The organism is Streptomyces sp. NPDC047841, assembly GCF_040704085.1.
GTDB lineage: Bacteria > Actinomycetota > Actinomycetes > Streptomycetales > Streptomycetaceae > Streptomyces > Streptomyces argyrophylli.
Window position 1 is genome coordinate 1 of the sequence record NZ_JBEYRP010000030.1, and the last position, 22720, is coordinate 22720.

Here is a 22720-nt window from a genome sequence, read left to right on the forward strand (position 1 = left end):
GTACGACGCGGGCCTCGGAGGTGGCAGCCACCCCCGAGGCCCGCGTCGTACCGGCGGCCGGCGGACGTTCAGCCGTGCACGCGGATCGACTGCGCCGGGCACAGGTCGGCGGCCTGGTGGACCGACTCGTGGTGATCCGCGGCCGGCTCCTCCCGCAGCACCAGGACGAGGCCGTCGTCGTCCTGGTCGAACACCTCGGGGCTGAGCATCGCGCACTGGCCCGAGCCCACGCACCGGTCCCGGTCGGCGGTGACACGCATGAGGGGGACTCCGTTCGGGTCGGCCGTCACCAGGTGACGGGGAGTTCGTAGACGCCGTAGACCATGGCGTCGTCCTTGAAGCGCAGTTCCTCCGGCTCGGCCGCCAGCCGCAGGCCCGGGACGCGGCGCAGCAGCGTGCCGTAGACCGTCTCCAGCTCCACCCGGGCCAGGTTGGCGCCGATGCACTGGTGGATGCCGTAGCCGAACGCCAGGTGGCTGCGGGCCTCCTTGCGGCGGATGTCGAGGGTGCCCGGGTCGGGGAAGACGGACTCGTCGTGGTTGGCGGCGTTGTTCAGGGCGAGGATGCCCTCGCCGGCGCGGATGGTGACGCCGCCGACCTCGATGTCGTCCACCGCCACCCGTGCCGTGCCGGAGTCCGAGATGGAGAACACCCGCAGCAGCTCCTCGATGGCGTTGGGCAGGAGCGCGGGGTCGTCCCGCAGCGCCGCCATCTGCTCGGGGTGCTGGAGCAGGGCCAGCACCCCCAGGGCGATCATGTTGGCCGTCGTCTCATGGCCGCCGACCAGCATCAGCCGGGCCATCGTCACCACGTCGGCGTGGTCGGCGACCTGCTCGGCGCGGTTCTTCTCCAGGAACCGGCTGATGAGGTCGTCGCCCGGCTCGTTCTCCTTGAGGGTGACGAGCTTGTCGAGGTACGCGTCCAGGGCCTGCACCGCCGCCCCGTACTCCGCCGGGCTCAGATCGTGGTTCATCATCGCCGCCGACCACTCCTCGAACTGCGCGTGGTCCTCGTAGGGCACGCCGAGCAGTTCGCAGATGACGAGGGACGGCACCGGCAGCGCGAGCGCGGTGACCAGGTCCACCGGGCCGCCCTTCGCCAGCATCGCGTCGACGTGCTCGTCCACGATCTGCTGGATGCGCGGGCGCAGCTCCCTCACCCGCCGCGCGGTGAACTCCGGTATGAGCATGCGCCGCTGGGCGGTGTGCTCCGGCGGGTCCATGTTGAGCATCATCAGCCGGACCTGTGCCAGCATCTCCTCGGGGATGTGGAACTGGTGCGGGTAGCCCGGCAGTTTCAGGTTGGAGCTCACCCGGCTGTCGCCCAGCACCTGCCGGACGTCCTCGTGCCGGGTGACCAGCCAGGCCGGCTTGCCGTTCACCTTCAACGCGGCGCGCGAGACGGGTTCCTCCGCGCGCATCCGGGCGTACTCGCGCGGCTCGCTGAACGGGCAGGTGCGCCGCATCGGGAACCGCTGGAGCGGCTCATCCGTCTCGGGCAGGGCGTCGGCGGACTGGGTCATGGCTGCCTTTCGGAACGTGTCGGTGACGGAAGCGGGGTACGGGGGCGGGGTCGCGGTGTCACCAGGTGACGGGCAGCTCGTACAGGCCGTAGACGATCGCGTCGTCCTTGAACCGCAGCTCCTCGACCGGGGCGGCCAGGCGCAGCGTCGGCACGCGCCGCAGCAGCGTCGAGTACACGACGTCCAGCTCCATGCGCGCCAGGTTCTGCCCGATGCACTGGTGGACGCCGTAGCCGAACGCCAGGTGGCTGCGGGCCTCGCGCCGCACGTCGAGGCGGTCGGGGTCGGGGAACACCCGCTCGTCGTGGTTGGCCGCGTTGTTCAGCGGCAGGATGCCCTCGCCGGCCCGGATGGTCACCCCGCCGAGCTCGATGTCCTCCAGGGCGACCCGGGCGGTGCCCGCGTCGGAGATGGAGAAGAAGCGCAGCAGCTCCTCCACCGCCTTCGGCATCAGCTCGGGCTCCTCGCGCAGGGCGGCGAGCTGCTCGGGGTGCTCCAGCAGGGCCAGCACACCCAGGGCGATCATGTTGGCGGTGGTCTCGTGCCCGGTGACCAGCATCAGCTTGGACATGCTGACGATGTCGGAGTGCTCCACCGCCGGCGTCTGCCGGTTGAACTCGATCAGCCGGCTGATCATGTCGTCGCCGGGCTCGCTCTCCTTGGCGGTGACCAGCCCGTCCACGTACCGGTCCAGCTCGTAGTGCGCCAGGCCCCGGTCCTCGTCGCTGATGTCGTGGTTCATGATGGCCCACGCCCACTCCTCGAACCGGCCGTGGTCCTCGTAGGGCACGCCGAGCAGTTCGCAGATGACGAGGGACGGCACCGGCAGCGCCAGCGCGGTGACCAGGTCGACCGGACCGTCCGCGCCCTTGGCGAGCATCTGGTCGATCTGCTGGTCCACGATCTGCTGCACCCGGTCGCGCAGCTCGCGCATCCTGCGGACGCTGAACTCCGGCGCCAGCATGCGGCGTTGCACGGTGTGGTCCGGCGGGTCCATGGAGAGGAAGGTCAGCGGCACCGACTGGAGCGTCTCCTCCGGGACCGGCACCTGGAGGGGATATCCGGGCAGCTTCAGGTTGGCGCTGACCCGGGAGTCGCCCAGGATCTTCTTGTACAGGTCGTGGCGGGTGACCAGCCAGGCGGGCTTGCCGTTCACCTTCAGCCGGGCCCGGGAGACCGGCTCGGTCTCGCGCAGGTCGGCATAGGCGGCCGGCGGGCTGAAGGGGCAGGCCCGCCGCATCGGGAACTGCGGCAGCGCGGCCCCGTCGGCCGGTTCGGCAGGTGCAGTCATCATGTCCTCATCGCACGGAGGGAGCGGGACACGCCGGTATCGGAGCGGGTCCGGGCCCGGCGCCGGTGCGGCGCTGTCAGCCGCCCCTCGCACGCTAAGCAGCCACGACCGGGGCCCCAACCCCTAGGCGCCCCTAGGCACCGCTGCCCGTGACATGCGGGTGCGCGCGAGGCGGCCCACGGCCGGGGACGGCTGCGGCTCCCGGCGACGGGACCCGCTGCGGGCGCCCACCGTGGACGGCCATGCCGCTCGGCGATGCACCGGCCCTGGGGGAGGTGGGCGCGGTCTGTGTGGGTGGGCCGGCTGCTGGGTGGTGTGGGGGCCGTGGGCAAGGGCGGACGCGGTCGGTTGGGGTGAGTTCGCTTCCGGTGGTGGGCGGGTCGTGGCCGAGGGCGGGCGCCTTCCGTGTGGGTGAGCTCGCCGCCGGCGGGGTACCGCAGGGTGGGCGCGCTCCGCGTGGGCAGGCATCCGACGGGCGCCGGGACGTGCCGGCCGGGGGCGCGCGTCCCGGCGCTCACCCCGGCGCTCACCCCGCCGCTCATCCGGTCGCGCGGAGCCGCACGGTCCGGTTCCTTGGGGCACGCCGCGGCTCGCGGACGGCCGTCGCCCCGCCGCCCGGCGACCCCCTAGGCACCGCCCTCCCGGACGGACCCCGCCTAGGGGCGGTTAGGGGTCCGGCGGCGACGCGGCGGCGGTTAGCGTCGGCTGCGGAACACGGGCAGAGGCACCGCGGACCGGACAGGGGTACGGACCCCGCCGCCCCGGCTCTCCCGGTCCCGGCCGGCGTCCCGTCCCCGGCCGCCGCCGACGTCCCGCAGCCGAGCAGAGGTGATCAGCGTGTCCCCGGATCCCAGCGCGAAGGGCACCGTCCCCTTCGGGGAGTACCGGACCTGGTACCGGGTGACCGGTGAACTCGGCGCGGGACGCCCGGCGGTCGTCACCGTGCACGGCGGCCCCGGCAGCACCCACGACTACCTGCTGCCGCTGGCCCGGCTCGCCGAGGACGGCTGGCCCGTCGTCCACTACGACCAGCTCGGCAACGGCGGCTCCACCCATCTGCCCGACAAGGGCGCCGAGTTCTGGACCGTCGAGCTGTTCGAGAGGGAACTCGCCAACCTGGTGGAGCAGTTGGGGATCGGCGACGACTACGTGCTGTTCGGCCAGTCCTGGGGCGGCCCCCTGTGCGCCCGGCACGCCATGACCGCCCCGGCCGGTCTGCGGGGACTGGTCATCGCCAACGCGCCCGCCTCGTACCCGATCTGGCTCCAGGAGATGGCCCGCCTGCGCGCGGAGCTGCCGCCGGACGTGCAGGAGGCGCTGCTGCGGCACGAGGCCGCCGGCACCTACGACAGCGAGGAGTACCTGGCCGCGATGCGGGTCTTCTACGACCGCCATGTGTGCCGCGTGACGCCCTGGCCCCGGGACTTCCTGTCCTCCTTCATGGAGATCTACAACGACCCGACCGTCTACTACGCCATGAACGGACCCAACGAGTTCCACGTCATCGGCTCTCTCAAGGACTGGTCGATCGTCGAAGACCTGCACCGCGTCCGCACGCCGACCCTGCTGATCAGCGGCCGCCACGACGAGGCGACGCCGGCCGTCGTCCAGCCGTACCAGGACGGCATCCCCGGAGCGCGCTGGGAGATCTTCGAGGAATCCAGCCACCTCCCGCACCTGGAGGAACCGGAACGGTTCTTCGCGGTGATGACCGACTTCCTCAAGAGCCTGTGACATCCACGCGTCCGTGAAAGGGGGCGGAGAACCCGCCATGGCACACGACACCGCGCTCGTCTTCCCCGGCATGGGCCCCGTCCCGTTCGCCGAGGTCGGCAGGTTCATGGTGGCCAACCCCTTCGCCCGGGACCTGGTCGCCGTCGCCGACGAGGCACTCGGCTATTCGCTCGTGGACGCCTTCCGGACCTCCCCGGGCGACTACTCCGAGGCCGCCCAGGTCGCCTTCCTCGTCAACTGCCTGGCCTGCGCCCACTGGGCCCGGGACCACCTCGGCGTGGAACCCGGCATCGTCGCCGGGCCCAGCTTCGGCGAGAAGGCCGCCCTCGCCTGGTCCGGCGCCCTGGAGCTGCCCGACGCGATCCGGCTGACCGCCGAGATCGCCCGCTGCCTGGAGGAGTACTTCGCCGAGGAGCACCAGGACAAGGTCACCCTGTCCTTCGTCCGCGCCCCCCGCGACGGACTCGACGCGATCCTCGCCGACCTCGACGCGGAGGGGGAGTGGCACGAGATCTCCTGCCACGTCGACGACGGCTTCTACATGCTGTCCCTGTCCGAGCACCGCGTGGAGTGGATGCAGCAGCGGCTGCGCGCCATCGGCAGCCTCCCGCTGTACACCATGCGGCCCCCCATGCACGCCTCGGCCTTCCGTTCACTGCGCGACAAGGCCGCGCGCGAGGTGGTGTCCCGCTACACCTTCGCCGACCCCGAGCTGCCCGTCGTCGCCGACCAGGACGGCAGGCTGCTGCACACCGGCGAGGAACTGCGCACCATGCTGCTCGACGGCTTCGACCACGCGATGAACTGGCCGAGCGTCACCACGGCCCTCAAGGACGCGGGCGTCCGCCGCCTGTGCGTCGCCGGGCCCGACAGCCTCTTCGGCCGGGTTCCCAGCACGACCCGCCAGTTCGACGTCGTCGCCGCGCAGCCGCGGCTGGCGATGACCCCCCGGCGCCGCTCGCGCGCCGCCTGACCCCACCCGACACGTTGGAGGCACCCATGTGGGACGACCGGTTCGAACAGATACTCCGCCCCTTCCTGCCGTTCCTTCCGCCGCAGGAGGAGCTGACGCCGGAATCCGACCTGAAGGACCTCGGCCTGGACTCGCTCGGCACCGTCCAGCTCCTCGGCACGCTGGAGGAGGACTACCAGGTCCGCTTCCGCGACAGCGCGCTGACCATGGACACCTTCCGCACCGCCGGCGTGCTGTGGGACACCGTGCACAGCATGCTCCAGAGCACCGCGAGCTGACGGGACGGCCACCGTGCACCCCACCATGGACGGCACGCTGTCCGGCCGGTTCGCGCGCGGCCTGGCCCTCGCCCCGGACCGGCCCGCGCTGCGCGCCGACGGCGTCGAGCTCACCTACCGCGAACTGCACGAACGCGCCCTGCTCCTGGCCGGCTCGCTGCTGGCCGGGCTTCCCGGGCGGCAGCCCGCCGTGGGGGTGCTCGCCGGCAAGGGACCCACGGCGTACGCGGCCCTGCTGGCCGGCCTGTACAGCGGTGTCACCGTCGTACCCCTCCAGCCGGCCTTCCCCGCGGCCCGCACCCGGCAGATGATCGAGGCCGCCGGGGTCGGCGCGCTGCTCGCCGACGACGACGCCCTGCCCGCCCTGACCGCGCTGCACGAGGCCGGTGTCACCCTGCCGACCCTGTTCGCGCCCGGCGGGCACCCCATGCCGGCGCTCGCCGTCGACCCGGACAGCGCCCTCAAGGCGCCCCTGCCGGCCCGGCCCTCCGACATCGCCTACGTGCTGTTCACCTCCGGCTCCACCGGCCGGCCCAAGGGCGTTCCGGTCACCCACGCCAACACCGCGCACTACTTCCGCCTGCTCGACGAGCGCTACGACTTCGGGCCGCACGACGTCTTCTCGCAGACCTTCGACCTCAACTTCGACTGCGCGATGTTCGACCTGTTCTGCGCCTGGGGCGCCGGCGCCGCAGTCGTACCGGTCCCGGCACGGGCGTACGCGCACCTGCCGGAGTTCGTGGCCGAGCAGCGGATGACCGTGTGGTTCTCCACGCCCAGCGCGATCACCCTGGTGCGCCGCACCGGCGGGCTCGCGCCGGGCGCGCTGCCGTCGCTGCGGTGGAGCTTCTTCGCGGGGGAGGCGCTCAGCTGCAAGGACGCCGAGGACTGGGCCGCCGCCGCACCGGGCGCCACCCTGGAGAACCTGTACGGCCCCACCGAACTCACCATCACCGTCACCGCGCACCGCTGGACGCCCGGCCGGTACCTGAACGACATGGTGCCCATCGGCGCCGTCCACCCCGGCCACGCGACGCTGCTGCTGGACCCCGCCGGCGCGCCCACCGCCGGGGACGAGGGCGAACTGTGCGTCGCCGGGCCCCAGTTGACCCCCGGCTACCTCGACCCGGCCGACGACACCGGACGGTTCCTGGAGCACGACGGCCACCGCTTCTACCGCACCGGCGACCGCGTCCGGCGCGCCGGTGACGGCGGCTGGCTCTACCTCGGCCGCCAGGACGCCCAGGTCCAGGTGCACGGCGTGCGGATGGAACTCGCCGAGGTGGACGCCGCCGTGCGCACCTGCCCGGGCGTCGAGGACGCCGTGACCGTGGCGGTGCCCGTGGACGGCACGGTGGAACTGGCCGTCTTCCACACCGGCGAGCCCCTGCCACCGTCCCGGCTCGCCCGGCACCTGCGGGAGCTGCTGCCGGCCGGGGTCGTCCCGCGCGCCTTCCACCACCTGGACGCGCTCCCGCTCAACTCCAACCGCAAGACCGACCGCAGGAAGCTCGCCTCCCAGGCCACGGCCATGCGGCAGGCCACCGGGGCGGGACGCACACACGAAAGGCGGCAGGAGTCGCAGTGAACGGTCAACCCACAGCCCAGGCCCGTACCGACGCCCGGGTCCACGACCTGCTCGACGAGGCCACCGCCGAGCGCCCCGACGCCCCGGCGGTCACCGACGGCACGGGCCGCTGGACCTACCGGGAACTCGCCGCCCACAGCCACGCCGTCGACGCCTGGCTGGAAGAGCGCGGCATCGGCCACGGCGACCGGGTCCTCGTCCAGCTGCCCAGCACCCGCGAACTGGTCGCGCTGCTGTACGGCACCGCGCGCCGGGGCGCCGTCCTGGTCCCCGTCAACACCGGCATGAAGGACTACCACCTGCGGTCGGTCGCCGAGAACGCCGACCCCGCGCTGGTCGTCGTCAGCGACCCCGCCGTCGACCGGATCACCGCCCTCGCCGGCGGCGTACCGGTCCTCGGCCTCGGCGAGGCGTGGCGGGAGATCACCGCGCTGCGGGTGCGGGGCGCCCGCTCCGGCGGAGCGGACGTCGACCCCGAGGACATCGCCGTCCTCGTCTACACCTCCGGCTCCACCGCCGCCCCGAAGGCGGTCATCTGCCCGCACGGCCGGATGGTCTTCGCCACCGAGGCCATCAACCTGGAACTCGGCTACCGCCCCGACGACGTGGTGTTCTGCCGCTTCCCCATCTCCTGGGACTACGGCCTGTACAAGGTGCTGCTCACCGCGGCCGGCCGCTGCGAGATCGTGCTCGCCGACGGCGAGTCCGACCTGGTGCTGCTGCGCCGCATCCGCGAGACCGGCGCCACCATCGTGCCCATCGTGCCGTCCCTGGCCACCATGATCTGCGCCCTCGCCGAACGCGAACCCGGCCGGGAGTCCCGGGTGCGCATGTTCACCAACACCGGTGCCGCGCTGCCGAAGTCCACCGCCGACGGGCTGCGCACCGCGTTCCCCGGCGCCGAGGTGGTCATCCAGTTCGGGCAGACCGAGTGCAAGCGCGTCTCCGTGCTGCCGCCCGCCCACCAGGACGCCAAACCGGACTCGGTCGGCCGCCCGCTGCCCGGCACCCGCGCCTTCGTCGTGGACGACGACGGCAACGCGCTGCCGCCGTGGCAGACCGGCGAGATCGTGGTCGAGGGCCCGCACGTCATGCCCGGCTACTGGCGCGCGCCGGAACAGACCGCACGCGCCTTCCGGCCCGCGCCCGGCGGCGGACTGCGGCTGCACACCGGCGACTTCGGCCATGTGGACGAGGACGGCTTCCTGTACTACGAGGGCCGCCGCGACGACATGTTCAAGCACAAGGGCGTGCGCATGAGCACCACCGAGATCGAGAGCGCCGCCACCGACGTCCCCGGCGTCCGCGCCGCCGCCGTCCTGCCGCCCGCCCCCGGCCGCGACCTCGCGGTGTTCGCCGAGGGCGACATCGACCCGCACACCCTGCTGAAGGAGCTGTCCCTGCGGCTGGAGCCCGCCAAGGTGCCCGGCGTGAGCCGCGTCGTGGCCGAGCTGCCGCTGACCCCGCACGGCAAGCACGACCGCAAGCAGCTCGCCCGCCTCCTGGAAGGAACCACCCCGTGACCGGCCCCACCGAGCTGGCCGAACGCTTCGGCACCCCGTCCTACGTGTACGACCTGGACCGGGTGGCGGCGGCCCGCGACGACCTGTTCGCCGCGCTGCCCGACGAGGTCGAGGTGTTCTACGCCGCCAAGGCCAACCCGCACCCCGAACTGCTGCGCGAGCTGCGCTCCGGCGGCGCCCGCGGCTGCCGTGCCGAGATCAGCTCCGTCGGCGAACTCGACGCGGCCCTGCGGGCCGGCTTCCCCGGCGACCGGATCCTCTACACCGGCCCCGGCAAGACCACCGGGGAACTGACCGAGGCGCTGACGCGCGGTGTCCGCCTGTTCTCCACCGAGTCCTACGGCGACCTGTGCCGCGTCGGCGAGACCGCGCTCGGACTCGGCGTCACCGCCGACTGCCTGATCCGGGTCAACAACGCCACCGGCGCCGCCGCCACCAGCATCCGCATGACCGGCGTCCCCTCGCAGTTCGGCTTCGACAGCGAGACCCTGCCCGGCCTCGCCGCCGCACTGCGCGAGGTACCCGGCACCAGCATCGCCGGACTCCACTTCTTCCCGCTGAGCAACGCCAAGGACGAGGCCAGCCTCGTCGCCGAGTTCCGCCACACCATCGCCACCGCCGCCGCCCTCCAGGACGCCCTCGGCGTCGCCTTCCGCTTCCTCGACATCGGCGGCGGGTTCGCCGCGCCCTACGCCGTGCAGGGCGAGCGGCCCGTCTACGGCGGGCTCCGCGACGCCCTCGCCGAGGCACTGGACGAGCACTTCCCCGGCTGGCGGGACGGCGCCCCGCGGATCGCCTGCGAGTCCGGCCGCTACCTGGTCGCCGACAGCGGCACCCTGCTGACCTCCGTCGTCAACGTCAAGGACAGCCGCGACACCCGCTACCTCGTCCTCGACGCCGGCATCAACACCTTCGGCGGCATGTCCGGACTCGGCCGCATCCTGCCCGTGTCCGTCGAACCGCACGAGTCCGTCGGCGCGGACGGCACCCCCGCGAGCCTCGCCGGGCCCCTGTGCACCCCGGGCGACCTGCTGGGCCGGAACGTCCCGCTGCCCGACCTCGCACCGGGCGACGTGCTCACCGTGCCCAACGCCGGCGCCTACGGCCCCACGGCCAGCCTGCTGATGTTCCTCGGCCGGCCCGCACCCGCCGAGATCGTCGTCCGCGGCGACGCCCTCGTCTCCGTCTCCCGCATCCAGCACACCCGCACCTACGACCACGGACAGGCCCTGTGATGAGCCCCTTCCCGACCGCCCCCGCCCCCGGCGACCAGCCCGTGCTCGTGGCCGGCGGCATCTCCGACTCCCACACCTGGAACCTCGTCTACCTCCAGCTCCTCCTGGAGGAGCACGGGCACCGCGTGGTCAACCTCGGCCCCTGCGTCCCCGAGGACCTGCTCATCAGCGAGGCCCTCGCGCACCGCCCGGCCCTCATCGTGATCAGCAGCGTCAACGGCCACGGCTACCACGACGGCATGCGCACCGTCACCCGGCTGCGCGAACAGCCGGAACTCGCCGGTGTGCCCGCCGTCATCGGCGGCAAGCTCGGCATCGCCGGCCCCTGCGGCGACGACGAGGTGGCCGCGCTGCGCGCCGCCGGCTACGACGCGGTGTTCGACGACAGCGCCGAGGGCGTCGCCGCCTTCCGGCGGATGCTCGACACGCTGCCGCAGCGGGCCCTGGTGTGACCGGCGTCGGGTTCGGCGCGTTCGTGCGCCGGGCTCACGACGCCGGCCACCTGGTGGTCCAGCCCCGGATGGGGATGAGCAGCCCGGCACGGATGCGGGCCGGGCTGCTCGCCACCCGGGGCGCCGCGGCGACCACCGTCGGCACGATCACCCTGGACAGCTACACCCGGGTCGGCGACCTGGAGTCGGCCGGACTGGCCGTCCTGGAGGGCGTCGCCCTCAACGGTTACCCGATCGTGAGCCACGAGACGACCACGACCCTGAACGTCCTCGACGGGATCCACGGACCCGACTTCCCGGTCCAGGTCCGGCACGGCTCGGCCGCGCCGCAGGACATCTTCCGGGCGCTGACGGCCGTCGGACTCGACGCCTCCGAGGGCGGACCGGTCTCCTACTGCCTGCCCTACGGCCGGGTCCCGCTGCGCGAGTCCGTCGCGCACTGGGCCGTCTCCTGCGAACTGCTAGCCGCCCAGCGGGACTCGGGCGGCGAACCGCACCTGGAGACCTTCGGCGGCTGCGTCCTCGGCCAGCTCTGCCCGCCCGCCCTGCTCGTCGCGGTCAGCGTGCTGGAGGCACTGTTCTTCCGCCGGCACGGCATCCGCAGCATTTCCGTGAGTTACGCCCAGCAGACCGACCCGGGCCAGGACGCCGAAGCCGTGGCCGCATTGCGCAGCCTGTGCGCGCGACTGCTGCCGGACACCGAATGGCACGTCGTCGTCTACGCCTACATGGGGCTGTTCCCGGAAACCGAGCAAGGCGCCTACCGGCTGCTCGGGAAAGCCGCCGAACTCGCCGTCGCCAGCGGCTCCGAACGGCTCATCGTGAAAACCGTCGCGGAATCCCGCCGCATTCCGTCGGTCGAGGAGAACGTCGCCGCCCTCGAATACGCCGCGACCGTCGCCGCGCGTACGCCCCGCGCCCCGCTCGACGGCACCGCCACCCAGACCTACGCCGAGGCGTCGGCGCTGGTGAACGCCGTACTGGAGCTGGACGACGACCTCGGCGCCGCGCTGCTCACGGCGTTCGCCAGGGGACTTCTCGACGTTCCCTACTGTCTGCATCCGGACAACGCCGGATTCAGCCGGAGTTACATCGCCGCGGACGGCCGGCTGTGCTGGTCCGACATCGGCAGGATGCCGCTGAACGGTGTCGCCGACGTACGCCCGGCCCGGGCCATCACCTCCGCGGACCTGCTCGACTCGCTGTCCTATGTGCGCCGTTCGTTCGACCGGCACCACCCCGGGGACAGATCGCCGGTCGAGGTGCCGGCCCCTAGGGGTGCTTAAGGGTGTGGCCTTTCTGGGGCCGTCACTACGGTGTGGAAAAAGGAGAGGAAAACCGGTGTCGGCCGAAAGCGGAGATGCGTGGATGAACGGGCCCGGAACCGACTCAGCTCTGGCACGGCGGCTCGCCACGGCCGTACCGTCCCAGCACCGCAGGCTGGTGACCGAACTGGTGCGCACCGCCGTGACCGAGGCGATCGAAGCGGCCCGGCCGGGCACGGTGGACGGCCTCGACCCGGCCGCCCCGTTCGCCGCGCAGGGACTCGACTCCCTCGCCGCCGTCGACCTGCACCGGCGGCTGACCGAGCGCACCGGGCTCGACCTGCCGGTCGGTGTCGCCTACGACTGCCCGACCGTGTACGACCTCGCGGCCCGTCTGCTCGTCGAGGCCCACGGCCGGGCCGACGTCCCCGACGAGCCGGCCGCCGACGGCAGCGCCGACGAACCCGTCGCGGTCGTCGGCATCGGCTGCCGCTTCCCCGGCGGCGTCTCCTCGCCCGCCGACCTGTGGCGGCTGCTCACCGAGGGCGGCGAGGTGCTGTCCGGCTTCCCGCAGGACCGCGGCTGGGACCTGGACGCCCTCTTCGACGAGGACCCCGAGGTGCCCGGCAGCGCCTACGTCCGCAGCGGCGGATTCCTCGACACCGCCACCGAGTTCGACGCCGACTTCTTCGGCATCAGCCCGCGCGAGGCGCTCGGCATGGACCCCCAGCAGCGGCTCGTCCTGGAGACCTCCTGGCAGGCCCTGGAGGACGCCGGCATCGACCCCACGGGACTGCGCGGCACCCCGGCCGGCATGTTCTTCGGCGCCGAGGTGCAGGAGTACGGGCCGCGTCTGCACGACGCCCCGGACGGACTCGACGCCTACCTGCTCGCCGGGAACGCGAGCAGTGTCATCTCCGGCCGCGTCGCCTACGTGCTGGGCGCCGAGGGACCGGCCGTCACCGTCGACACCGCGTGCTCCGCCTCCCTGGTCGCCGTCCACCTGGCGTGCCGCTCGCTGCGGCAGGGCGAGTCCTCGCTGGCGCTCGCGGGCGGTGTCGCCGTCATGGGCGGCCCCGGTGTGTTCACCGCCTTCAGCCGGCAGCGGGGCCTCGCGCCCGACGGCCGCTGCAAGGCGTTCGCCGCCGCGGCGGACGGCACCGGATTCGCCGAGGGCGTCGGTGTGCTCGTCCTGGAGCGGCTGAGCGACGCGCGCCGCAACGGACACCGCGTCCTCGCCCTCGTGCGCGGCTCGGCCGTCAACCAGGACGGCGCCTCCAACGGCCTCACCGCGCCCAACGGCACCTCCCAGCAGCGGCTCATCCGCCGGGCACTCGCCGACGCCGGCCTCACCGCCGCCGACGTCGACGTGGTCGAGGCGCACGGCACCGGCACCCGGCTCGGCGACCCCATCGAGGCGACCGCGCTCCTGGCCACCTACGGCCGGGGCCGGCCCGCCGACGCCCCGCTGCTGCTCGGCTCGGTCAAGTCCAACCTCGGCCACACCCAGGCCGCCGCCGGCGTCGCCGGCATGATCAAGACGATCCTCGCCATGCGGCACGGCCGGGTACCGGCGACCCTGCACGTCGACGCCCCCACCCCGAACGTCAACTGGGCCTCCGGTGCCGTCGAACTCGTCACCGAGGAACGCGCCTGGCCGCAGACCGGCCGGGCCCGGAGAGCGGGCGTGTCCTCGTTCGGCGTCAGCGGAACCAACGCCCACGTCATCCTGGAGGAGCCGGACCCCGCGGACGCCGGTCCGCCGCAGGGGCCGCGGCCCGGGGCGCGGAACGCCGGGTCCGTGCCCGCCGGCACCCCCCTGCCCTTCGCCCTGTCCGCCCGCGGCGAGGCCGCCCTGCGGGCCCGTGCCGCCGAGCTGCTGCCTCTCGTGGACGAGACCGACCCCCTCGACCTCGCCCACTCGCTGGCCACCACCCGGGCCGCCCTCGACGACCGGGCCGTCCTCGTCGCCGCCGACCGCGACGAACTGCGCACCGCACTGGAGGACCTGGCCTCGGGAGCCACCCCGCTCACCGGGCGCGTCGACGGCGAGCTGGCCTTCCTGTTCACCGGGCAGGGCAGCCAGCGGATCGGCATGGGCCGCGAACTGGCCGCCGCCCACCCGGTGTTCGCCGACGCCCTGGACGAGGTCTGCGCCCACTTCGACCTCCAGCTCGACCGGCCGCTGGCGGACGTCCTGTTCGCCGCGCCCGGCACCCCGGAGGCCGAGCTGCTGCACCGTACCGAGTACGCGCAGCCCGCCCTGTTCGCCGTGGAGGTCGCCCTCCACCGGCTCCTGGAGAGCTGGGGCCTCGTCCCGGACCAGCTCGCCGGGCACTCCGTCGGCGAGATCGCCGCCGCGCACGCGGCCGGCGTGCTCACCCTCCAGGACGCGACGATCCTGGTCGCCGCCCGTGGCCGGCTCATGCAGCGCCTGCCCGAGGGCGGCGCGATGGTCGCCGTACGCGCCGCCGAGGACGAGGTCGCGCCGCTGCTCACCCCGCGCACCGGCATCGCCGCCGTCAACGGTCCCGCCTCCGTCGTGGTCTCCGGCGACGCGGACGACGTCGGGCGCATCGCCGCCGAACTCGCCGCGCGCGGCCACGACACCAAGCGGCTGCGGGTCAGCCACGCCTTCCACTCGCCGCTGATGGAACCGATGCTGGACGCGTTCCGGCGCGTGGTGAACGTCCTCGACTTCGCCGAGCCGCGACTGCCGGTGGTCTCCACCGTCACCGGCGGGCCCGTCACCACCGAGCTGTGTGACCCCGAGTACTGGGTGGAGCACGTACGCGCCCGGGTCCGCTTCCACGACGCCGTCCGCACCCTCGCCGACGCCGGGGTCCGCACCTTCCTGGAGGTCGGCCCCGACGCCGTGCTGACCGCGATGGGCCCCGACTGCACCGACGTACCCGGCGCCGCCTTCCTGCCGGTGCTGCGGCGCGAGCGGCCCGAGGCCCGCGAAGCCGTCGGCGCGCTCGCCGCCGCCCACGCCCGCGGCGTCCCCGTCGACTGGCGGCGGCACTTCACCGGCCTCGGCGGGCGCCGGACCGACCTGCCGCCCTACCCGTTCCAGCGGCGCCGCTTCTGGCTGGAGCAGCGCGCCGCCACCGACGCCGCGGGCCTCGGCCAGCTCCCCGCCGGCCACCCGCTGCTGGCCGCCGTGGTGGCCGTCGGCGCCGAGGGCGTCGTACTGACCGGGCGGCTGTCCACCCGCACCCAGCCCTGGCTCGCCGACCACGTCATCGCCGGACGGGTGCTGTTCCCGGGCACCGCCTTCGTCGAACTCGCCCTGCGCGCCGGCGAACACGCCGGCGCGCACACCCTGGAGGAACTGACCCTCGGCGCCCCGCTCGTGCTGCGCGCCGACGAGGACGTCGCCGTCCAGGTCGCCGTCGGCGAACCCGACGAGGCCGGCCGCCGCCCCGTCACGGTCCACACCCGCGCCGACGAGGCCGCCCCCTGGACCCAGCACGCCGCCGGCGTCCTCACCCCCGCCGCCCCCGCCGCCACGGCCGGCCTGACCGAGTGGCCCCCGCCAGGCGCCCGGCCGCTCGACACCGCCCGCGTCTACGCGGACCTCGCCGACCAGGGCTACGGGTACGGCCCCGCCTTCCAGGGCCTGCGCGCCGCCTGGCGGCACGGCGACGACGTCTACGCCGAGGTCGCCCTGCCCGAGGAAGCCGCCACCGACGCCGCGCAGTTCGGCCTGCACCCGGCCCTGCTGGACGCGGCCCTGCACGCCGCCGACCTCGATGCCCCGCCGCGCCCCGAGGTCCTGGTGCCGTTCGCCTGGAGCGGCGTCACCCTGCACGCCACCGGCGCCCGGGCCCTCCGCGTCAGGATCACCCGCGCCGGCGGCGACACCATCGCCCTGCGCCTCGCCGACGCCACCGGCGCCCCGGTCGCCGACATCGAGGCCCTGACCTCCCGTCCCGTACCGGCGGGCGACGTCCTGTACGCGGTGCGGTGGTCGCCGTACCCCCGCCCGGCGACCACCGCACCACCCCTGCGCACCGCCGTCCTCACGGACTCCGCGGACGCCCTGCTCGACGGCCCCGCCCCGGACGCCGTCGTCCACCGCGTGCCCGGCCCGGCGGACGCCGACGCCACCACGGCGCGCGCCCACGTCCACCACGTCCTGCGGCTGCTGCGCACCTGGCAGGAGGACGAGCGCCTGGCCGGCACCCGGCTCGTCGTCGTCACCCCGCCCGGCAGCCCCGCCCACGCCGCCGTCCGCGGCCTGGTCCGGTCCGCCCAGGCGGAGAACCCCGGCCGCTACGTCCTCGTCGAGCACGAGCAGCTCCCCGGCGACGCCGACCTGCGCCAGGTCCTCGCCACCGGCGAACCCGAACTGTCCCTCGCCGACGGCGCGTTCAGCGTGCCCCGGCTGACCGCCCAGCCCGCCGGAGACCACGCCGCCCCCGACTGGGGCACCGTCCTCGTCACCGGCGGCACCGGCGGCCTCGGCGCGCTGCTCGCCCTGCACCTGGTCCGCGCCCACGGCGTGCGCCGCCTGGTGCTCGCCGGCCGCCGCGGCACGGCCCCCGCCCTGCACGCCGAACTCACCGCGCTCGGCGCCGAGGTGACCGTCGCCGCCTGCGACGTGGGCGACCGCGAGGCGCTGCGCCGGCTGCTCGCCGAGCACCCCGTCGACTCCGTCGTGCACGCGGCGGGCACCGTGCGCGACGGCGTCGTGGACACCCTCACCGACGCGATGGTGGACGAGGTCTTCCACGCCAAGGCGCTGGGCGCCTGGCACCTGCACGAACTGACCCGGGACCGCGACCTCGCCCACTTCGTGCTGTTCTCCTCCCTCGCCGCCGTCCTCGACGGCCCCGGCCAGGGCAACTACGCCGCCGCCAACGCCTACCTCGACGCCCTCGCCGCGCACCGCGCCGCCCTCGGCCTGCCCGCCACCGCGCTCGCCTGGGGCCTGTGGGACACCGACAGCGGCATGGGCGCGGCACTGGACGAGGCCGCCCGCGAGCGCATCGCGGCCTACGGCGTCCCCGGCCTGTCCGCCGCCCGCTCCCTGGAGCTGTTCGACGCCGCCGTCCGCTCCCGCGCGCCCCACCTCGTCCCCGTCGAGATCGACGCCGCCGCCGTACGCCGCCGCTCCGACGGCGTACCGCCGCTGCTGACCGGCCTGGTCCGCCCGGTCACCCGCCGCGCCGCCGCCGGCGCCGCTCCCGCCACCGCCACGGACGGACAGCTCGCGGCGCTGCCCGCCGCCGACCGCGACCGCGCCCTGCTCGACCTGGTGCGCACCGAGGTCGCGGCCGTCCTCCGGCACGACGGGCCGTCCGCCATCGACCCCGGCCGGGCCTTCACCGACCTCGGCTTCGATTCCCTGGCGGCCGTGGAGCTGCGCAACCGGCTGGGCACCGCCACCGGGCTGCGGCTGCCCGCCACCCTCGTCTTCGACCACCCCACCTCCCGCGCCCTCGCCGAGCACGTCCGCGACACCCTCTTCGGCACCGGCCCGCAGGACACCAAGGCCGTCGCCGCCCGCACCGCACCGGACGACGACCCGATCGCCATCGTCGGCATGAGCTGCCGCTACCCCGGCGGGGTCCGCTCCCCGGAGGACCTGTGGCGGCTCGTCGCCGACGGCGTCGACGCGGTCGGCGGTTTCCCCGCCGACCGCGGCTGGGACACCGAGGCGCTGTACGACCCCGAGCCGGGCACCCCCGGCCGCACCTACACCCGCGAGGGCGCCTTCCTGTACGACGCGGCCGAGTTCGACCCCGGCTTCTTCGGCATCAGCCCCCGCGAGGCCACCGCCATGGACCCGCAGCAGCGGCTGCTGCTGGAGGTGTCCTGGGAGGCGCTGGAGCGCTCCGCCATCGACCCGCAGCGGCTGCGCGGCTCGCGCACCGGCGTGTTCGCGGGCGTCATGTACCACGACTACGGCACCTGGCTCGCCGAGGTGCCCGAGGACCTCGCCGCCTACCTCGGCAACGGCAGCCTCGGCAGCGTCGTCTCCGGCCGGGTCGCCTACGCCCTCGGCCTGGAAGGACCGGCCGTCACCGTCGACACCGCCTGCTCCTCCTCCCTGGTCACCCTGCACCTGGCGGCGCAGGCGCTGCGGCAGGGCGAGTGCGACCTCGCCCTGGTCGGCGGCGTGACCGTCATGTCGACCCCGGACACCTTCATCGACTTCGCCCGGCAGCGCGGGCTGGCCGCCGACGGCCGCTGCAAGTCCTTCGCCGCCGCGGCCGACGGCACCGGCTGGGGCGAGGGCGCCGGCGTCCTCGTCGTGGAACGCCTCTCCGACGCGCGCCGCAACGGCCACCGCGTGCTCGCGGTGGTCCGCGGCTCCGCCGTCAACTCCGACGGCGCCTCCAACGGCCTGACCGCGCCCAACGGCCCCTCCCAGCAGCGCGTCATCCGCGCCGCGCTGGCCGCCGCCGGGCTCGGCCCCGCCGACGTCGACGCCGTCGAGGCGCACGGCACCGGCACCACCCTCGGCGACCCGATCGAGGCCCAGGCGCTGCTGGCCACCTACGGCCAGGACCGCGCCGAACCGCTGTGGCTCGGCTCGGTCAAGTCCAACATGGGGCACACCCAGGCCGCCGCCGGCGTCGCCGGTGTCATCAAGATGGTCATGGCGATGCGCAACGGGGTCCTGCCGCGGACCCTGCACGTCGACGCGCCGTCCCCCCAGGTCGACTGGGACGCCGGCGCGGTGCGGCTGCTCACCGAGCGGCGCCCGTGGCCCGCCCCCGGCCGGCCGCGCCGCGCCGGTGTGTCCTCCTTCGGGATCAGCGGCACCAACGCCCACGTGATCCTGGAGGAGTTCCCCGAGCCCGAGCCCGCCGAGCCGGACCCCGCCACCGCCCCGCCGCTGCTCGCCCTGCCCGTCTCCGCCCGCTCGCCCGAGGCCCTGCGCGGCCAGGCCCGGCGCCTGCGCGAGCTGACCGGCGCCACCGCGGCCGACCTCGGCCTGGCCCTGGCCACCACCCGCGGCACCCACCCGCACCGCGCCGTGCTCCTCGCCGGCGGCGACGACGAGGCCGCCGCCGCGCTGGACGCCCTGGCCCACGGCACCGAGGCTCCCGGGCTGCTCGTCACCGGCTCCGCCACCGACGGCACCCTGGCCTACCTGTTCTCCGGCCAGGGCGCCCAGCGCCCCGGCATGGGCCGCGACTGGTACGACGCCTTCCCCGTCTACGCCGAGCACTTCGACCGCGCCGCCGCCCTCTTCGACAAGCACCTCGAACGGCCCCTGGCCGAGGTCGTGTTCGGCGACGACCCGAAGACCCTGGAGCAGACCGCCTACACCCAGGCCGCGCTGTTCACCACCCAGGTCGCGCTCTACCGGCTGCTGGAGTCCTTCGGGCTGCGCCCCGACTGGCTGGCCGGCCACTCCGTCGGCGAGTTCGCCGCCGCGCACGTCGCGGGCGTGTGGTCGCTGCCGGACGCCGTCACCGCGGTCGCCGCCCGCGGCCGGCTCATGCAGGCGCTGCCCGAGGGCGGCGCGATGACCGCCGTACAGGCCACCGAGGAGGAGGTGGCCGCGCTGCTGGACGGACGGTGCGGGATCGCCGCCGTCAACGGCCCCCGCGCCGTGGTCGTCTCCGGCGACGAGGACGCCGTCGCCGAGGTCGCCGCGCACTTCCCGACGGCCCGCCGGCTGCGCGTCTCGCACGCCTTCCACTCGCCCCGCATGGAGCCCATGCTGGCCGCGTTCCGGGAGGTCATGACCGGCATCGAGGCCGGCGAACCGACCGTGCCGATCGTCTCCACCCTCACCGGCGCCCCGGCCACCGCCACCGAACTCGGCTCCGCCGGCTACTGGGTACGGCACGTGCGGCAGACCGTGCGCTTCGCCGACGCCGTCACCACGCTGGCCGCGAAGGGCGCCGGCACCTTCCTCGAACTCGGCGCCGCACCCGTGCTCACCGCCCTCGGCCCCGACTGCCTGCCGGACGCCGCGGAGACCGCGTTCGTCCCGGCCGGCCGCAAGGACACCGACCCGCTGCCCGGCCTGCTGACCGCCCTGGCCACCGTGCACACCCGCGGCTTCGACGTCGACTGGGCGGCGCTCTACGCGTCGTACGAGGGCCGCCGGGTCGACCTGCCCACCTACGCCTTCGAGCACCGCCGGTACTGGCTGCCCACGCCCGCCGTCGCGGCCGGCGACGCCGCCGGACACGGGCTCGCCGCCGCCGGCCACCCGCTGGTCAGCGCCCGCCTGGACCTGCCCGGGGACGCCGGGGTCCTGCTCACCGGCCGGATCTCCGCCGCCACCCACCCCGTCCTCGCCGAACACGCCGTGCTGGGCACGGTCCTGGTGCCCGGCGCCGCGCTGGTCGACCTCGCCCTGCACGCCGGCCGCCTCACCGGACGCCCCGTCGTGGAGGAGCTGACCCTCCAGGCCCCGCTGGTGCTGGCCGCGGACACCGCCGTCCACCTCCAGGTCGCCACCGGACCCGACGGCACCGTCGAGATCCACTCACGCCCCGAGAACGCCCCGGCGGACGAGGGCTGGACCCGGCACGCCACCGGCACCCTCACCGGCTCCGCCACCGCGCCCCCGCCCCCGCCCGGTGCCTGGCCGCCGCCCGGCGCCACCCCGCTCGACGTCACCGGCCTCTACCCGCGCCTGCACGCCGAGGGGTACGACTACGGGCCCGTCTTCCGCGGGGTCAAGGCCGCCTGGCGGCACGGCGACTCACTCCTCGCCGAACTCGAACTCCCCGACTCCGCACGGCAGGACGCCGCCCGGCACACCCTGCACCCGGCCCTGCTGGACTCCGCCCTGCACGTCACCTCCCTCGCCGACGGCGAACCGGGCGAGACGTCCGACGGCATCGCCCTGCCCTTCGCCTGGACCGGCGTCGCCGCGCACGGCCAGGGCGGGCTCACCGCCCGCGTCCGTGTCACCCCCGGCCCCGACGGCACCCGCATCGACCTCGCGGACGGCGAGGGCCGGCCCCTCGCCACCGTCGAGTCCTACGTCACCCGGCCGGTCACCGCCGACCGGCTCACCCAGCGGCAGCGCCACCTCTACGCCGTCACCGACGAACCGCTGCCCGAGACCGCCGGACGCCCCGGCCGCCGCACCTGGGCGGTCCTCGGCGACGACGACCTCGGCCTCGGCGTCCCCGTGCACGCCGGCCTGGAAGCACTCGGTACCCCCGTGCCCGACGTGGTGATCCTTCCGGTCGGCGCACCGCCCGCCGACGGCGAACGGCTGCCGGGCGCCGTGCGGGCCGTGCTCGACCGCACCCTCACCACCCTGCGGGCCTGGACGGCCGACGACCGGTACACCGGGTCCGTGCTGGTGGTCCTCACCGGTGGCGGCCTCGCCGACGCCGCCGTGCACGGTCTGGTGCGGGCCGCGCAGGCCGAGGACCCCGGCCGCATCCTGCTCGTCGCAACGACCGGCCCCGACGCCCCCGTACCGGACCGGGCCGCGCTCGCCGCCCTCCTCGACTCCGGGGAACCGGAGGTCCGCTGGCGCGACGGCCGCGCACACGCCCCGCGCCTGGTGCGCGCCGACGACTCCCCGGCACCGGACCGCCCGTGGGGCACCGTCCTCGTCACCGGCGGCACCGGCGGACTCGGCGCGCTCGTCGCCCGGCACCTGGCCGCCCGGCACGGCGTCACCCGCCTGGTGCTCACCAGCCGCCGCGGGCCCGGCGCGCCCGGCGCCGCCGGCCTGCGCGCGGACCTGGCGGAACTGGGTGCCGAGGCGGAGATCGTCGCCTGCGACGTGTCCGACCGCGCGGCCCTCGCCGCCCTGCTCACCGCGCACCCCGTGGACAGCGTCGTCCACACCGCCGGCGTCCTGGACGACGGCCTGGTGGCCTCCCTGACCCCGAAGCGGCTGGACACCGTGCTGCGGCCCAAGGCGGACGCCGCCTGGCACCTGCACGACCTCACCCGGGACCGGGAACTGTCCCGCTTCGTGCTGTTCTCCTCGGCCGCCGGCACCCTCGACGCCTCCGGCCAGGGCAACTACGCCGCCGCCAACGCCTTCCTCGACGCGCTGGCCGCCCACCGCGCCGCACTCGGCCTGCCCGCCACCTCCCTCGCCTGGGGACTGTGGTCCGGCGGCGGCATGGGCGCCACCCTCGACCAGGCCGGCGTCCAGCGCATCGAACGCTCCGGCATCGGCGCGCTCGGCCCGGACGAGGGACTGGAGCTGTTCGACGCCGCCGTGGCCACCGGCAGCCCCGCCCTGGTACCGGTACGGCTGGACACCGCGGCCCTGCGCCGGCGCGGCGACGACGTCCCGGCCGTGCTGCGGACCCTGGCCGGCGTCACCGCCCGCACGGACGGCGACGACCCGGCCCGCACCCTGGGCGAGCGGCTGGCCGGACTCCCCGCCGCCGACCACGAGCACACCGTCCTGGAGGCGGTCCGCACCGAGGTCGCCGCCGTCCTCGGCCACGCCGGACCGTCCGCCGTCGAACCGCGCCGCGCCTTCACCGAACTCGGCTTCGACTCGCTCGCCGCCGTCGAACTGCGCAACCGGCTGAACGCGGTCTGCGGACTGCGCCTGCCCTCCACGCTGATCTTCGACTACGCCACCCCGGCGGCCCTCGCCGGCCACCTCCTGGAACGGCTCCTCCCGGACACCGCGCCGGACGCCGAGCCCCCCGCCCCCGCGCACGGCGACGACGAACTGCGCGCCCTGATCTCCCGCATCCCCGTCGCCCGCATCCGGGAAGCCGGCCTGCTCGACAGCCTGCTGAAGCTGTCCGAGCGGGCCCCGGCCCCGGACCCCGCCCCCGCCGACCGCGCCCTGGACATCAAGTCCATGGCCGTCGCCGACCTGGTGCGCGCCGCGCTCGACCGCAGCGCCACCCAGTGACACCGCCCCGGTGCCGGACGACGCGCCGCGT

The 22720-nt window shown here is 75.0% G+C and carries 12 protein-coding genes; 9 read left to right on the forward strand and 3 right to left on the reverse strand.

Annotated elements, in window-relative coordinates:
• Positions 1–68 precede the first annotated feature (68 nt).
• From AB0947_RS35375 to AB0947_RS35385, 3 genes are read right to left on the reverse strand one after another with little or no spacing between them, the layout of a single operon-like run.
• A complete protein-coding gene (locus AB0947_RS35375; RefSeq protein ID WP_366754477.1) occupies positions 69–260 on the reverse strand; it encodes a ferredoxin in 192 nt (63 codons plus the stop codon).
• 26 nt (positions 261–286) lie between these two features.
• A complete protein-coding gene (locus tag AB0947_RS35380) occupies positions 287–1522 on the reverse strand; it encodes a cytochrome P450 (protein WP_366754478.1) in 1236 nt (411 codons plus the stop codon).
• Between the two features lie 58 nt (positions 1523–1580).
• On the reverse strand, positions 1581–2813 hold the full coding sequence (locus AB0947_RS35385; protein ID WP_366754520.1) for a cytochrome P450: 1233 nt from the start codon (positions 2811–2813) through the stop codon (positions 1581–1583).
• Between the two features lie 837 nt (positions 2814–3650).
• On the opposite strand from AB0947_RS35385, the gene AB0947_RS35390 reads away from it, so the two are divergent.
• The 9 genes from AB0947_RS35390 (at position 3651) to AB0947_RS35430 (ending at position 22689) form a co-directional block, all read left to right on the forward strand.
• Positions 3651–4547, forward strand: a complete 897-nt coding sequence (locus AB0947_RS35390; protein ID WP_366754479.1) for a proline iminopeptidase-family hydrolase — start codon at positions 3651–3653, stop codon at positions 4545–4547.
• A gap of 37 nt (positions 4548–4584) precedes the next feature.
• Positions 4585–5520 (forward strand): acyltransferase domain-containing protein, encoded by a 936-nt coding sequence (locus AB0947_RS35395; RefSeq protein ID WP_366754480.1) that lies wholly within the window; start codon positions 4585–4587, stop codon positions 5518–5520.
• 26 nt (positions 5521–5546) lie between these two features.
• Entirely contained in the window at positions 5547–5798 is a 252-nt protein-coding gene (locus AB0947_RS35400) for a phosphopantetheine-binding protein (protein WP_366754481.1), read from the forward strand.
• A gap of 25 nt (positions 5799–5823) precedes the next feature.
• Positions 5824–7386, forward strand: coding sequence for an amino acid adenylation domain-containing protein (locus tag AB0947_RS35405; RefSeq protein WP_366754521.1), 1563 nt, complete (start codon positions 5824–5826; stop codon positions 7384–7386).
• Positions 7383–8909 carry an AMP-binding protein gene (locus AB0947_RS35410; RefSeq protein WP_366754482.1) on the forward strand — a complete coding sequence of 509 codons (1527 nt, stop codon included), beginning with the start codon at positions 7383–7385 and terminating at the stop codon, positions 8907–8909. Before AB0947_RS35405 ends, AB0947_RS35410 begins: the two co-directional genes overlap by 4 nt.
• A complete protein-coding gene (locus AB0947_RS35415) occupies positions 8906–10144 on the forward strand; it encodes a type III PLP-dependent enzyme (RefSeq protein WP_366754483.1) in 1239 nt (412 codons plus the stop codon). The genes AB0947_RS35410 and AB0947_RS35415 overlap by 4 nt, the downstream gene beginning before the upstream one ends.
• On the forward strand, positions 10144–10596 hold the full coding sequence (locus AB0947_RS35420) for a cobalamin-dependent protein (protein WP_366754484.1): 453 nt from the start codon (positions 10144–10146) through the stop codon (positions 10594–10596). The genes AB0947_RS35415 and AB0947_RS35420 overlap by 1 nt, the downstream gene beginning before the upstream one ends.
• Entirely contained in the window at positions 10593–11882 is a 1290-nt protein-coding gene (locus AB0947_RS35425; protein ID WP_366754485.1) for a methylaspartate mutase, read from the forward strand. The genes AB0947_RS35420 and AB0947_RS35425 overlap by 4 nt, the downstream gene beginning before the upstream one ends.
• A gap of 82 nt (positions 11883–11964) precedes the next feature.
• On the forward strand, positions 11965–22689 hold the full coding sequence (locus tag AB0947_RS35430) for a type I polyketide synthase (RefSeq protein WP_366754486.1): 10725 nt from the start codon (positions 11965–11967) through the stop codon (positions 22687–22689).
• The last annotated feature ends 31 nt before the right edge of the window (positions 22690–22720 follow it).